Origin of the sequence: Gordonia sp. L191, assembly GCF_030077625.1 — a bacterium.
GTDB lineage: Bacteria > Actinomycetota > Actinomycetes > Mycobacteriales > Mycobacteriaceae > Gordonia > Gordonia polyisoprenivorans_A.
The window spans coordinates 1,553,341-1,567,347 of record NZ_CP125996.1; the positions used below are offsets into that span (position 1 = coordinate 1,553,341).

Here is a 14,007-nt window from a genome sequence, read left to right on the forward strand (position 1 = left end):
GCAGCGGATGAGTGCCGTCGACGCGATGTGGTACTGGATGTCGTCGGCGATGCCCAGTGACCAGTTCCTGGTCTACGGGTTCACCTCGCCGCGAACGTCTCTCGACGTCATCGCCGGGTACCTGCGGCGGCGGGCCGCGACGATCGACGATCTGGGACTGCGTGTCGCCGACGTCCCGGCACATCTCGACCGGCCGTACTGGCGGCGCGCTCCGGTCTCCGCGGATCAGGTGCGGGTGACCCAGGGTCCCATGACGTGGCAGGCGTGTCTCGATCACATCGCGCAGTCGATGGACTATCAACTCGATGCGCGGCAACAGATGTGGCGGTTACATCTCTACGGGGCGGTCACCCCCGCCCCGGGCGTGGCCGAGGGCAGCGATCTCGTCGTCGCGGTTCTGCAGGTCGCACACGCGCTCGGCGACGGCCGACGATCGTCGGCCATTGCGCGACAACTGTTCTCCGAGAAGGAGATCGAGGTACAGGCGCGTTGCCCGGCCGAACGGGGGCCGACGACGGTGATGCACGTCCCGGCCGCTGCGGCACTCGGCGTGGCCCGCGTGCCCATCGACGTCGCACGCATGCTCTTCTGGGGCGGTCTCGCGTTTCACCACCACCGTCAGCGCTCGCGGACAACGGGTTCGGGGACAACAGGTTCGGGTACAACGGATTCGGGACAGACGACCTCAAGTGTCGCGCCGACATCGATCAACGGGTCACCCGGTCGCGGACGCGAACTGCGCACCCTGACCGTCTCCGCCGATGTGCTCACCGCCCGTGGCGGCACCGTCACCGTCGGGGCCCTCACCGCGATCTCCGACGCACTTCCGCGCTTCCTCGGTGACCCGTCGATGCCGGTGACGATCACCCTCACCGTCGCCCGGCGACGGGCCGCCACGGACCCGAATACCGGTTCCCGCAACGACTTCCGGACCGTCGGCATCGATCTGCACACCGACATCGCCGACCTCGACGGTCGAGCCTCGGCGATCGCCGCCGAGATCGCCCGCGCCCGTGACGAACACATGACCCCCGAACGCGCAGCCGCCCGTCGGGCCGAACACGCCACACCGGCCCCGCTCCGAATCCTCGGCGCCCGCCAGGCGGGGGCGGCGCAGCTCCCGGAGCGCATCGACGGCATCAGCGTGGTCTCCTCCGTCGATCGGGGACCGGCCGATCTCACGCTCGGTGGGGGCAGCAGATCCGTGATCACCGCAGGCTTCCCGGCACTGTCCCCGGTGCACGGACTCAACCACGGCGTGCACGGTCTCGGTGCGCGCGTGACGCTTTCGGTGATCGCTGCACCGTGCCGATGCCCCGATATCGACCGTTACCTCGCGTTGCTGACCGAAGCCCTCCGACGGTGAGCTGCCCGGAACGAGTCGGTCAGGACGTGATCTGGGGAGGGCCGTCGTCCGGCTCCGACCCACGCGTCGACGTCGGAGAATCGTTGCCGCCCCGATGGCCTCGCGTCAGGCGCTTCGGCAGCCGCTCGGCGAGCCCGCCGAGCGGGGCCACCGTCTGATTGAGCAGATCGACCGTCTCGGCCAACTCGTGCACCGTGTCCTGCATGGCGAGCAGGTTGGGTGCGAGCTGACCGATCACCTCGGTGAGCTCGGTGATGCGGTCGAGCGGGCCGTCCGGCGCGATGGCACGCTCGACCGCGCCGTTCTCACCGACGAGCTGATCGAGCAGACCGCCGTCCTCGGCGAGGCGATCGAGGATTCCGCCGTCGGCGGTGACCTTCTCCAGGACGCCGTCGGGTGCGGTCAACTTGTCGATGATGCCGCCCTCCGACGTCAGGCGTTCGAGAATGCCCTCGTTCTCGGTGAACTGGTCGATCACCCCGCCGGTGCGGGTGAGGCGGTCCAGCGGACCGTCCTTGGCGGTCAACCGCGTCAGGATGCCGCCGTCCTCCGACATCTGATCGAGGATTCCGCCGGGCGCCGTGAGCTTTTCGAGCAATCCGTCCTTGGCGGTCAGGCGGTCGATGACGCCACCGGGATTGAGAAGGCGTTCGAGTGGTCCGCCCGCGGCGACGATCCGGCCGAAAGGACGATCGGGACCGAGGAGATCGGCCAGCTGACCGAGTAACGCCAGCGGCGCGCGGGCCCCGCTGAGCTCGTCACCGGAGATGCCCAGAGCGTGATTGAGCTCGTGCTGCACGCTGTCGGCGGTGATGCGGGCGATGTTCACCGCCGACTCCGCGGCGGTGAGCGTGACACCGGTGACCGCGAAACCCAACTGGAACGGGAACTCGATCAGGGACCGGACGTCGATCGGACCAGGGGACTGTCGGCGAGGTACCGACCCACTCGCGCCGGCGTCGCCGGTGTCGGGGGAGTTCATGCGGGAACGATAGCGCGCGTCAGCGCTGAGCGGACTCGGCCTTGGCCGCCGCCTTGGCGGCCTTCTTGAACTCGCGCACACGAAGCAGCGAATCCGCGTCGGTCACATCGGCGACCGAGCGGAAACCCTTCTTGCCGTAGTCGCCGACCACCTTCGTCCACCCGGCCGGCTTCACGTCGAGTTGTTTGGCCAGCAACGCGGTGAAGATCTTGGCCTTCTGCTCACCGAAGCCGGGGAGCTTGCGCAGCCGCGCGAACAGGTCGGCGCCGGTGGTGGCCTCGGTCCAGATCCGTTCGGTCTCACCGTCGTACTCCGCCACCACGGTTCGGGCGAGCTCCTGAACCCGCCCGGCCATCGAGCGACCGTAGCGGTGAATCGCCGGCGGGGTGGCGCAGAGGTCGGCGAATTCGGTGGGCTCGGCGGCGGCGATCGCCTCGGGATCGAGCGAGCCGAAGCGGTCCTTGATCTTCGCCGGCCCGGCGAAAGCGCGCTCCATCGGGAACTGCTGATCCAGGAGCATCCCGGTGAGCAGCGCGAACGGATCGGTCGACAACAATTCGTCGGCGGTGGGATCCTGGGCAATCTGCAGTTTCGCCATGGGACCAGGGTAGTGCCCCTACACTGAGCCCCATGCTGCGTGGGTCCGTGGATTCTCGGCGCTCGGGGGAGACGCCGGCAACAACAACATCGTTGACAACAACACCGTCGACGTCTGCGTCGCGCGGCCGATGCGGTCGGCGCCTGCGCACGGTGGTGATCGCGGTCGTCTCGGCGGCGACGGTGGTGCTCGGGCTGACCGCGCAGGCCGTGGGCACGGCGTCGGCGTTACCCGACCCGCAACCGAATTACGTGACCACGCTGCGCTGCGACAGCGCCAATCCGTGGCCCGCACCACGCATTCCGGTGTGGGTGGATGTCTACAACCAGATCGCCTTCCCCTCCGACGGATTGCCCGGGCCGGCGATCTCGCTCGTCGGGTCCTCTCGAGCCAAGCCCGGCGTACTCGAATTCACCGTCGAGGTGACGGTGGCGTGGCGCAATCTGCGCACCGGACGCACCGGCACGGTGCGCGTCCCGACCCGCACCCAGGTGGTGGGCTGGGAAGTGGTGTTGCACCCCGGAAGCGGTCCGGTGAGCTTCACGATCAACCAGAAGATCGGTGCGCTGGCGTTCGTGCCGATGGTGAACCCGCAGTACTCCAGCTGCCGGGGCCGGGCCACCGCCTAGGCCCAGCACTGTGTTGGCACAGCACCGGGTTCGCCCGGTGCACCGCCTTTCTCGAGTGCCCGAGGCCGATAACACTTCGGCCATGGCGACATGCGGGTGCGCGAAACCATGGGGGCGCGCGAATTCGCGGGGTAGCGTAATTTCGCGGTAGCCCGATTCCCTCCGATATCGGGCCCGGACGAAGGGGTTCGGATCATGTCAGAAGCGCACAACGCCGAGATCGCCGAACAACACACGGCCAAGGTCATCGGTGTCTCCATCGCCGCCGCGGTCGGCGGCTTCCTGTTCGGGTTCGACAGTTCGGTCATCAATGGCGCCGTCGACTCCATCCAGCACACCTTTGACCTGAGCTTCCTCGTCAACGGATTCGCGGTGGCCGTCGCGCTTCTCGGGTGCGCGGTCGGTGCGTGGTTCGCCGGTCGCCTCGCCGACTCCTGGGGCCGCAAACGTGTGATGCTGCTCGGATCGGTGCTGTTCGTCATCTCGGCCATCGGTACCGCCTACACCCAGACGCTGTGGGATCTGTTGTTGTGGCGCATCCTGGGCGGTCTCGGCATCGGTATCGCGTCGGTCATTGCGCCCGCCTACATCTCCGAGATCGCGCCCGCACGCTACCGTGGCGCTCTGGCGTCGATGCAGCAGTTGGCGATCACGCTGGGTATCTTCGCCGCGTTGCTCTCGGACACGTTGCTGCAGAATCAGGCCGGCGGCCCGGGTAACGACCTCTGGTGGGGCCTCGAGGCGTGGCGGTGGATGTTCCTCGTCGGCGTCGTACCGGCGGTCATTTACGGCCTACTGGCGCTGTCGATCCCAGAATCCCCGCGCTACCTCGTCGGACGCAACCGTGACGAGGAAGCCGCGCGGATCCTGCAGGAGATCACGGGTGAAACACACCCGCTCGAACGGGTCAAAGAGATCCGGCTGACCGTCAAGCGCGAACGCAACAGTTCGCTCGCCGACATCCGTGGGCCCTCATTCGGTCTGCATCCCTTGGTGTGGGTGGGTATCTGGCTGGCGATCTTCCAACAGTTCGTGGGGATCAACGCGATCTTCTACTACTCGACGACGCTGTGGAAGTCGGTGGGCTTCTCCACCGACGACGCGTTCACCACGTCGGTCATCACCTCGGCGATCAACGTGGGTATGACGTTCGTGGCGATCCTGTTCGTCGACCGGATCGGGCGTCGGGTGCTGTTGCTGTGGGGTTCGGTGGGGATGTTCATCGGACTGGTCATGGCGTGTGTGGCCTTCACCCAGGCGGTCACCACGGTCGTCGACGGTGAACCCACGACCTCGCTCGACGATCCCTGGGGGCCGCTGGCCCTCGTCGGTGCCAATCTGTTCGTCGTGGCCTTTGCCTCGACGTGGGGCCCGGTGATGTGGGTGATGCTCGGCGAGATGTTCCCCAACCGCATCCGCGGCGTCGCGCTCGGTGTGTGCACCGCGTTCAACTGGGTCGCCAACTTCATCATCTCGATGCTGTTCCCGCAGATGAGCAAGGTCGTCGGATTGGGGTGGATCTACGGGTTCTTCGCCTTCTGCGCGGCGGCGTCGTACTTCTTCGTGCGATTCAAGGTCCGCGAGACCAAGGGCATGGAACTCGAGGACATGGATGCGATGGCCGACTCCGAATTGTCGGCGCTACAAAGCAAATACGCGGCCAAGTCCGCGCGCGCCAAGTAGCTCCTGCGCCTATTCGGCGAGTGTCCCGACGAGCAATGCCTGCGCGGCGAAGTACGAGGCGAGCACCCACACCTCGACGGCTCGTCGCCGCGCCGGGTCGCTCATCAGATGACGGCGGTTGAGGATGCTCAGATCCGAAGCGAGGAACAACAATCCGCCGACGCGTAGTGCGGGTTGCCCGGTGGGTGCGGAAGCGGCCAGCGCCGACATGCTCGCCAGCGTGTTGCCGTAGGGCCCGAGGACCGACAGCAGTCGGGGTCGGTGGTAGCCGATGACCGCCGCCGACTCGGCGAGTGCGAGCATCCGCGGGGCGACGTCGCGTGCCCGTGGTCGGGCTCCGCGGCGCCACAGCAGCGCGCAGTACGACAGTTGCGCGCCGGCGAACAGTGTGGCCCCCAGCGCCAGCCGGGAATCCTTGGTACTCAACGGATGTGCGAGAGGCAGCCGGGTGCGGTGATCCTCCGGGGCGGTCGGCGCGAACTCCTCGGCGAGCATCGCGCGATCACCGGCGGCCGAGAACGCGACCGCGGCGCCGAGCAACGCGGTCTCGACCGGTGCCCGTGTGCGCCGCCCACGACCGACCTCGACCGCCAGCAACGCCAGCGGCACCGGTTTGGTGAGTGCGGCGACACGTCGGGAGCCGTAGGCGCCCGCCACTGCGGCGACACCCGCGGCGAGTGCGTAGGGTAAGCGCCTCACCGCATTAGGCCGGCGACGAAATCGCGGGTGTCGTTGTCCGACATCGAGGTTGCCTGGCGCTCGTCGAGGGTCAGGTAGGTGCGACCGGAGACACGCTGGTCGGCGGTGCGGGCGTCGTTGATGTACTTGAGGGTCAGCGGCACAACCACATTCGGGTCCTGCAGGGTCTGTGTCATCAGCACCGGTCGGGTGAACCCGCTCGACGGCAGGGTCGATGCCGACGACAGGATGGTGGTCAGCGTCGAGTTCTGGGCCAACGGCCTGCTGAACAGCGACCCGAGCGAGAGCCCGGCGACCTCGCGCGTCAGATCGCCGACGCACAGGTTCTGCGCCTTGGTCATCCACGCACGCCCGGTGTCGGTGAGGTAGCCGTCGAGGCCGACCTCGGGGTGTGCGGTGCGGATCGCGGCGAGGGTGTACAGCGCATCGGACACCCATCCGGGCGGCACGGTCAAGGTCGTCGTGGGGCCGAGATTGCTGAGCAGAGAAGCGAAGTCGGCGGGAATCGACGTCGCGGCGCTGCCACGGTAATCGAGCTTCGGGCCTTGCAGTTTCGGCGCCGAACGGGCCAGGGCGATCGCCGCCGACGCGCCCTGCCCTTCACCGACGACGGCCCACCGGGCGGAGAGCTCATCGGAGATGTCGCGACCGGCGCGGACCGCGTCGACGATGTTCCGGGCGGTCGCGTCGACGTCGTAATACTGTGGCGTGCCGGTGGTTCCGAGGCCGGCGTAGTCGGTGCCGACGACGGCATAGCCACGGCGCAACCAGGTGCGCAACGCGTCGAGATCGGTGTCGGTCGGGTGGACGGATGGGGCGCAGGCGTCGGCGAGACCGCGAGAACCGTGCGCCCACAGCACGATCGGGTACCCCCCGACCGGTGCCGCCTGCGGTGGCAGGTAGAGCGATCCGGTGCTCAGATGCGGGGCACCGTCGGCGCCGACGCTCCAATAGGTGAACTGGTTGCCCTGACGTGCCCCGGCGAACAGGGTCGACCCGGGGATCTGTCGGTTGGCGTAGACGGTTCCGGCCTGCTGTCCCGCACTCGCCGACGGCATGCCCGTCGAGGTGGTGGCTCCGGCGGAGGGATCCGCCGACGGGGTGGTCGAGGTGGCCTCGGCGGTGGGGTCGGCGTCCGGCGCGGCATGTGCCAGGCCGATTACCGAGCCGGTGATGCCCGCGGACACCACCACTGCGGTGGTCGCTACGGCGGTGCCGAGTCGGGTGCGTCTGGCGACCCAGCGGGGCCGACGTCGCAGGGTGATCATGATGTCGCGTCGACGATGCCGACGGCGGGCAGGAAGAAGCAGGACTGCGATCCGTTGCGAGCCGTGCCGTATACCGCGGACAGGATGGTGCCCTTGCCGGTGTCCACCGGCGCCAGTCGAATGGCGCCGAGTGCCGGGAGCATCTTGGTCAGCAGTGCGGCCTGCGGGTTGTCGGTCAGTGACTGCAGGTCGGCGAAACCGCCCTGCAGGGTGCTGGTGTTGAACCAGGCGACCTGGATCTTGCCGTCGGTGACCGGAGAGGCCGGCACGAACGCGTATCCGGTCTGACCGTCGCGGACGAGATTGATCGGGGCCAGCGGCGGGACCTTGACACCCGGGATCATCTGCAGGATCTGGTTGATCGGGGTCGTCGGCTCGGACGTCATCGGCCATGGCCCGGCCACGGCGCCCGCTCCGGCGGTGACCAGCCCGAGTGGGTTGTCGGCAGTCGGTGGGGCGCAGAACGGTGCGATCGACGGGGTGAAGGTCTGGACGCCTGCGGCGCGCAGGACGGCCAGCGGGTCGGCGACCGCGTCGACATCGCGGCGCGCGGCGACCTGGGAGGTTCCCGAGGAGAGTCCGCCGAGCGGCAGTTGGCCCAGCAGGCCGGTGATCTGGTCGGGGGAGATCTGGCCGAGGCTGCTCTTGACGGCCTCGGCGGCCTTGAGCGCCATCTGATCCACGCCTGCGGCCTTCAGTTTGCGGACGGCGTCGGCGAGTTCGCTGTCGAGCGGGACCGCGCCGAGTTCGATCTGGTAGATCAGGTCACCGAGCTGGTCGGTGGGGGAGGCGGTGGCCGTTGCGCGCGCGGTCGGGGCATGGGTGGTCGGAGCATGCGGCGCCGGTGCGGCGTGTGCGAGCCCGGCACCGCCGGCCAGGGTTATCGCGGTCGCCAGGGCGATACCGCTCACGCCGAGACCCCATCGCCGGCGCCGGTGTCGTACCGACGGCGTCGGGTGCGGAGACTGCGACGACGATGCCGTCATTCGTGGCGCGATGGACATGGCTCTCCTCAGGCGGCAACTCGCCCCTCAACCAGTGGGACGAATGTGACAGATGGTGCTCAAGTTAAAAGAAAGCATGAGGGTTGCCGGATCGACAAGTCGCGAGTCCGAGTTGTGATACGCCCGCGACCGCGGGGATATGCCCGTCAGAACACGAACGCCCCGGCCACGAGGCCGGGGCGTTCGTGTGACTGCTCAGTGCTCAGATGATCGCGATGCCGATCGTCGGTGCGATCGTGCACGAGAGGACCCGGCCCTTGGTCTTGGTGGTGACGTCTCCGTAGATGGTGGAGATGATCCGGCCCTTGCCGGTGGCCGCGATCCCGGTGAACGTGCCCGGTCCCGCGGTGGCGTTGATCTTGTCGTTGCGCTTGAGCTGCAACTGGCCGGTGCGGCCGTTGTCGATGTTGAGCCAGCTCACCCAGAGCTTGCGAACCGGGCTGTTGACAGCCGGGCCGGTGCCGAGGCTGGTGTAGACGTAACCGGCCTCGCCCCTCTTGGGTCCGGGCGCGGGCGCGGCCTGCGGGCCCGCGGTCACCAGCGCCCGACCCAAGGAGTTGCCGTTACCCGGCATACAGCCGAAGCCGAGCGTCGGGTACAGGAACTCCTGAATACGCGGAGCGTTCGGGCCGTGCGGGATCACCGGGTCACCGGGCTTGGCCACGCGGGTCTCGGCGGCCCGCTGGGCGGCGAGTTGCTGACGCCCCGGATCGCCGAGGAAGTCGGTGATCTGCTTCCAGATGTCCTTGATCTGCGGCGGCAGCGCGGGATTGTCGGCGAGTGTCTGTGCCTGGGCCAGCAGGTCGGCGTTGACCTTGCCGTCCGGGCCCGGCGTGGTGACCGCACCGATGATGGCCGGTGCGAAGGCGCCGAGGGAGTCGAGTGTGCGCTGATCCGGTGTCGGCGTCTGCGAGGTCGGCGCCGGGCTGGTCGGTGCCGCCATGGCGACGGCGGGGATGGCGAGCGACGTGGCGATGGCCACCGCGGTGGCGGCGATCAGGCGTCGGGATCGGCTCATCGGTGCTTGCAGACGCACGAGGCGAGGTCCTATCAAAGTCGATGTGCGCCGAGATCATTCACGGCCCACGCTGGCATTCTCTGGCTCCGACGTCCCCCCGACACCCTCGAGCACTGCGGCGTGCCGAGTAATCGGACCCGGCGCTCAGTGAGCACACCGCGGACGTCGCCGGTCATTCTAAGCCCCTCGGGTGGGGCGGTGTCCAGGCAGCCTAACGCCGATCCGCTGTGACAGGTGGGGCAATTGATGCAATTGTTACTGTTGGTGTGTCGCGGGCTGGGCTCGTGTGGGCACTGATCACCTGGTTAGATCAACGCGGACGTACGAACGCGGTGCCGCGCGTCGGACATCGGCCGAACCGGTGGCCGGTGGTGCCTCCGCCGAGTCCGTCCACCCGTTGCCGCGTCACCGTCCAGGGGAGCCCGTGAGTCACTACAGCGAGTCCGTGCGCAGATCCGTCCGAGCCGGCGCGTCGTCGTTGCGGCGCGTGGGGATCGCTGCCGTCGTCCTCGCCGCAGGCGCCACCCTGGTGACCGCATGTGGTGACGATGCGTCGTCGTCGGCCGATGTCGTGATGCTGACCCATGATTCGTTCAGCCTGCCGCAGTCGGTACTCGACAGTTTCCGCACCGACACCGGGCTGAATCTGAAGATCGTGAAGTCCGGCGATGCCGGCACACTTGCCTCGACGGTGTCGCTGACCCCCGGATCACCGAAGGCCGACGTCGTGTACGGCATCGACAACACCTTCGCCTCACGTCCGATCGACGCCGGTGCCCTCGAGTCCTACAATCCGCCCGCCGCCGCCGACGGAGCCGTCCAGTTCGCGGTGCCGGATTCGAACAACGAACTGACCGCCGTCGACCGTGGCGACGTCTGCCTCAACATCGATGACAAGTGGTATGCGAGTCACTACCAGCAGCCGCCGACCAGCGTGCGCGATCTGCGCAACCCGACCTACGCCGCGCAGGCCGCGCTCATCGACCCGAGCACCTCCTCACCCGGAATGGCCTTCCTGCTCACCACGATCGGGATGTTCGGCAATGACTGGAAGTCGTACTGGCAGGACGTGACCAAGGGCGGAGCCGCCATCGACTCCGGATGGGAGATCGCCTACAACCAGCAGTTCAGCGCCGGAGAGGGCAAGGGGCCCAAGCCGATCGTGTTGTCCTACGCGTCCTCGCCCGCGGCGACACCGGGAACCAGCGCGCTTCTCGACGGGTGCTTCCGTCAGGTCGAGTACGTCGGAATCCTCAAGGGCACCAAGAACATCACCGGTGCACGCAAGGCCGTCGACTTCATGCTCAGCCCCGCCGTGCAGAAGGCGCTGCCGTCGTCGATGTATGTCTATCCGGTGCAGAAGAACACGCCCTTGCCCGACGGTTGGGCCCAGCGCGCTCCGCTGCCGCAGTGGACGGTCAGCATGCCGCCGAAATACGTTGCCGAGAACCGGGAGTCATGGCTCGAGCAATGGCGCGCCGCGGTCGGTCGTTGATCGATCCGTCCACCGAGGCGACCCGCGGGGAACCGTCCCCGCCGGGGCCGCAGCGCGACCGTGACCGACCACGACATCAGCCTTCGACAGGGTCGGCGCGCTTTGCCATCGCGGCGCTGCAGGCGATCCCGATGGTGTTCCTCGGGGTGTTCTTCTTGTGGCCGGTGGCGGCCCTGGTGCGGCGGGCGATCGAGGTCGGTTCCGCCGGTGATTCGCCGGTCGTGTTGCTCGAACGCACCCATGCGTTGCACCTACTCTGGGTCACCCTCGGCCAGGCTGCTGCGTCCACCGTGGTCGCAGCCATCGTCGCCGCACCGATCGTGTGGCTCTACGCCCGGCTACCGGGATCGGGGTCGGTGGTCCTCACGGTGATCGTCACCGTGCCCTTCGTCCTGCCGACGGTCGTGGTGGGGGTTGCATTCCGAGCACTGCTGAACGGTCCGCTCGCCGGACTCGGGATGGGCAGCGGCTGGCCCGCAGTGCTCGCCGCCCACGCATTTCTCAACGTCGCCGTCATGGTGCGGGTGGTGGGTGCGGCCTGGCGTTCGCTCGACACCCGCACCGAGGAGGCGGCCCGTGTGCTCGGTGCGACCCGGACCCGGGCCTGGTGGTCGGTGGTCGCGCCGCGGCTGGCCCCGGCCGCCGGTGGCGCCGCGGCCCTCGTGTTCTTGTTCTGCTCCACCAGTTTCGGGGTGATCATCATCCTCGGCGGAGGCGCCCTGCGGACTCTGGAGACCGAGATCTACACACAGGCGATCGGCTACTTCCGGCTGCCGGAGGCGGTGATGCTGTCGCTGCTGCAGATCGTCGTGGTCGTCGCGGTGTTGCTGTGCACCAGGATCGTCGCCCCGGGCGGCGCGTCCGGCGGCGCAGGCGCGCGGCGTCGGCCGTCGGCGATCACCGGCATCCGATGGATACCGGTGGTGCTGGCCTGGGCGTGGACGGTACTGGTTCTGGTGGGACCGATTGCGGTACTGGCGATCCGGTCGGTGCGTCCGACCGTCGGTGGATCGTGGACGCTCGCCGGGTATCGGGCGCTGTCCGAGCCGGTGAACGGCGTGACGCCGCTGGACACGTTGCGGTACTCGCTGCTCAGCGCGATCCTGGCCACGGTCATCGCGCTGGTCGTCGGTGGTCTCGCGGCGATCACCCTGCATCGGTCACGGGGTGTTGCCGGCGCAGTGGGGAACACCATCGCCATGATCCCCTTGGGGATCAGTGCGGTCACACTGGGATTCGGATACCTGATCGTGTTGGCCGCCCTGCCGGCTGAGATCGCCGGCTCACCGTTGGTGATCCCGTGCGTACAGGCGCTGATCGCGATTCCTGTCGTCATCCGCATCGTCATCCCAGCCCTGGAATCGGTACCCGAGCGGTTGCGTCAGGCCGCGGCGGTCCTCGGTGCCGGGCCGTGGCGGGTATTCCGCACCGTCGATCTCCCACTGATCGGTCGATCACTCTGTGCCGCAGGCGGTTTCGCTTTCGTCATGGCGCTCGGGGAGTTCGGTGCGACGAGCTTTCTCGCGCGCGCCGACACCACCACCCTGCCGGTCCTGATCGGATCGGCCCTCAACCGTCCGGGCGCCACCGAACTCGCCACGGCGATGGCCGCATCGATGGTGTTGGTGGTCGTGACCACCGTCGCGGTGCTTGCCGTGGAGATCTTCCGGCCTCGCTCGGGGACACTGATCTGATGCTGCAGATCGAGAAGCTGAGCGTCGCCTACGGGGCCGAAGCGGTCGTCAAGGGGCTCGATTGGTCTGTGGGCGGCCAGGATTCACTTGTCACCGCACTGCTCGGGCCGTCCGGATGCGGCAAGTCGACGTTGATTCGCGCCGTAGCCGGGCTGGAACGACCAACCGCCGGGACGATTCGTTTCGACGGGGACGATCTCGCCGAGATCGCCACCCACCGGCGGGATTTCGGGGTCGTCTTCCAAGACGGCCAGCTCTTCCCGGGACGCACGGTGGCCGCGAACATCGGCTACGGACTGCGCGTGCGGGGGTGGTCGAGAGCCGACATCGCCGCACGAGTCGGCCAGATGCTCGAACTGGTACGACTTCCCGGCGTTGAGAAACGCCGCGTCGAGTCGCTCTCGGGTGGACAGGCACAGCGGGTGGCGCTGGCGCGGGCGCTGGCTCCCCGGCCGCGGCTGCTGCTCCTCGACGAGCCGCTGGCCGCCCTGGACCGTCGACTCCGCGACAGCCTGGCCGTGGAGATCGCCGAAATCGTCCGTGCTGCAGGGACTCCGACTATCGTCGTCACCCATGACCACACGGAAGCGGCGTTGATGGCCGACTCCGTCGCGGTGATGCGGGAGGGTGAGATCGTTCAGTCGGCGCGACCGGCCGGTCTGTGGTCGGCGCCCGCGGACGAGTGGACGGCGCGATTCCTCGGGTGTACCACCATCATCGATGCGCATAAGAAGCGAGAAGGGCTGGCCGACACCGTCTTCGGGGCGGTTGTCGTCGACTTGGCGGACTCGCGCGCACGGCTGGGTTTGCGGGCCGAGTCGGTGCTCGCCGAGCCGGCCACAGATGGTGACACGGAGGAGAGCGACACGACATCGGGTGCAGTCGGCACGGCGATGGTTGTCGCCGACCTTCCCGGAGGTCCTCGCGTACGGGTGGCCACCGATCACGGTGAGATCGACGCCATCGGCGCCGGAGCGATCGCGGTCGGCGACCGGGTCCTGGTGCGATTGATTCCCGACCGGATCGCGGTGATCGGACGATGAGCCGTCGGCACGTGCTGGCCGGCGCCATCCTCGATTCCTCGGGCACGCGGATATTGCTGGCGCGCCGCGCGCGGCCGGTCGAATTGGAAGGCCTCTGGGAACTGCCCGGCGGAAAGGCCGAGGCGGGGGAGAGCGACGAGGAAGCCCTGCGTCGTGAACTCGCAGAGGAGCTGGGTATCGACGTCGGCGTCGAGTCCGAGCTAGGTGAACAGGTGACGCTCTCCGACCAACTGGTGTTGATCGCCCGCTGGGCGCGAGTGATCGCCGGCGAACCCGCCGCGCGTGAACATCAAGCGGTGCGGTGGGTCGATGCGGAGGAACTGTCGACGCTGTGCAGTGAGGGGAGTCTCGTCCCCGCCGACACCGTGTGGGTTCCGGAACTGCTGGCGCGGCTACGCCGCCCCTGATCCGCGCCGACAGCGCTCTTCATTTCGTCGACGGCGCTCTCTATCTCGCCGACAGCGCTCTCTATCTCGCCGACAGCGCTCTCCACGTCGGCGACGGCGCCCTCCACCTCGTCGACGGCGC

At 68.2% G+C, this 14,007-nt stretch carries 13 protein-coding genes; 7 read left to right on the plus strand and 6 right to left on the minus strand.

The window, feature by feature from the left end; translation table 11 throughout:
- Nucleotides 1-7: 7 nt before the first annotated feature.
- Entirely contained in the window at nucleotides 8-1,366 is a 1,359-nt protein-coding gene (locus QNM97_RS06925; RefSeq protein WP_283822141.1) for a hypothetical protein, read from the plus strand.
- A 19-nt stretch (nucleotides 1,367-1,385) separates the two neighbouring features.
- On the opposite strand, the gene QNM97_RS06930 is transcribed toward QNM97_RS06925, so the two are convergent.
- Together QNM97_RS06930 and QNM97_RS06935 are read right to left on the minus strand one after the other, a co-directional pair.
- Nucleotides 1,386-2,348 (minus strand): hypothetical protein, encoded by a 963-nt coding sequence (locus QNM97_RS06930; protein ID WP_006367665.1) that lies wholly within the window; start codon nucleotides 2,346-2,348, stop codon nucleotides 1,386-1,388.
- A 19-nt stretch (nucleotides 2,349-2,367) separates the two neighbouring features.
- Nucleotides 2,368-2,946, minus strand: a complete 579-nt coding sequence (locus tag QNM97_RS06935; protein WP_283822142.1) for an HhH-GPD-type base excision DNA repair protein — start codon at nucleotides 2,944-2,946, stop codon at nucleotides 2,368-2,370.
- Between the two features lie 155 nt (nucleotides 2,947-3,101).
- Here QNM97_RS06935 and QNM97_RS06940 point away from each other — a divergent pair, with 155 nt between their 5' ends.
- Together QNM97_RS06940 and QNM97_RS06945 are read left to right on the plus strand one after the other, a co-directional pair.
- Nucleotides 3,102-3,575 carry a hypothetical protein gene (locus QNM97_RS06940; RefSeq protein ID WP_283823120.1) on the plus strand — a complete coding sequence of 158 codons (474 nt, stop codon included), beginning with the start codon at nucleotides 3,102-3,104 and terminating at the stop codon, nucleotides 3,573-3,575.
- A 195-nt stretch (nucleotides 3,576-3,770) separates the two neighbouring features.
- On the plus strand, nucleotides 3,771-5,258 hold the full coding sequence (locus QNM97_RS06945) for a sugar porter family MFS transporter (RefSeq protein ID WP_283822143.1): 1,488 nt from the start codon (nucleotides 3,771-3,773) through the stop codon (nucleotides 5,256-5,258).
- A gap of 9 nt (nucleotides 5,259-5,267) precedes the next feature.
- Here the strand turns inward: QNM97_RS06945 and QNM97_RS06950 are convergent, their stop codons facing one another.
- The 4 genes from QNM97_RS06950 to QNM97_RS06965 all read right to left on the minus strand — a co-directional run bounded on the left by QNM97_RS06950 (nucleotide 5,268) and on the right by QNM97_RS06965 (nucleotide 9,247).
- Complete coding sequence (locus QNM97_RS06950; protein WP_283822144.1) at nucleotides 5,268-5,957, minus strand: lysoplasmalogenase family protein; 690 nt, start codon at nucleotides 5,955-5,957, stop codon at nucleotides 5,268-5,270.
- Complete coding sequence (locus QNM97_RS06955; RefSeq protein ID WP_283822145.1) at nucleotides 5,954-7,225, minus strand: alpha/beta hydrolase family protein; 1,272 nt, start codon at nucleotides 7,223-7,225, stop codon at nucleotides 5,954-5,956. The genes QNM97_RS06950 and QNM97_RS06955 overlap by 4 nt, the downstream gene beginning before the upstream one ends.
- The gene (locus QNM97_RS06960; RefSeq protein ID WP_283822146.1) at nucleotides 7,222-8,229 is read right to left on the minus strand and encodes a hypothetical protein; all 1,008 of its coding nucleotides are present in this window, start codon (nucleotides 8,227-8,229) and stop codon (nucleotides 7,222-7,224) included. Before QNM97_RS06960 ends, QNM97_RS06955 begins: the two co-directional genes overlap by 4 nt.
- 202 nt (nucleotides 8,230-8,431) lie before the next feature.
- Complete coding sequence (locus tag QNM97_RS06965) at nucleotides 8,432-9,247, minus strand: Rv1157c family protein (RefSeq protein ID WP_283823121.1); 816 nt, start codon at nucleotides 9,245-9,247, stop codon at nucleotides 8,432-8,434.
- 445 nt (nucleotides 9,248-9,692) lie between these two features.
- Between QNM97_RS06965 and QNM97_RS06970 the strand changes: the two genes are divergently transcribed.
- The 4 genes from QNM97_RS06970 to QNM97_RS06985 are packed head-to-tail and all read left to right on the plus strand — an operon-like array spanning nucleotide 9,693 to nucleotide 13,886.
- Complete coding sequence (locus QNM97_RS06970) at nucleotides 9,693-10,742, plus strand: thiamine ABC transporter substrate-binding protein (RefSeq protein WP_502874998.1); 1,050 nt, start codon at nucleotides 9,693-9,695, stop codon at nucleotides 10,740-10,742.
- On the plus strand, nucleotides 10,718-12,436 hold the full coding sequence (locus QNM97_RS06975; RefSeq protein WP_283823123.1) for an ABC transporter permease: 1,719 nt from the start codon (nucleotides 10,718-10,720) through the stop codon (nucleotides 12,434-12,436). Before QNM97_RS06970 ends, QNM97_RS06975 begins: the two co-directional genes overlap by 25 nt.
- On the plus strand, nucleotides 12,436-13,479 hold the full coding sequence (locus QNM97_RS06980) for an ABC transporter ATP-binding protein (RefSeq protein WP_283822147.1): 1,044 nt from the start codon (nucleotides 12,436-12,438) through the stop codon (nucleotides 13,477-13,479). The genes QNM97_RS06975 and QNM97_RS06980 overlap by 1 nt, the downstream gene beginning before the upstream one ends.
- Nucleotides 13,476-13,886 (plus strand): (deoxy)nucleoside triphosphate pyrophosphohydrolase, encoded by a 411-nt coding sequence (locus QNM97_RS06985; protein WP_283822148.1) that lies wholly within the window; start codon nucleotides 13,476-13,478, stop codon nucleotides 13,884-13,886. Before QNM97_RS06980 ends, QNM97_RS06985 begins: the two co-directional genes overlap by 4 nt.
- Nucleotides 13,887-14,007 lie beyond the last annotated feature (121 nt).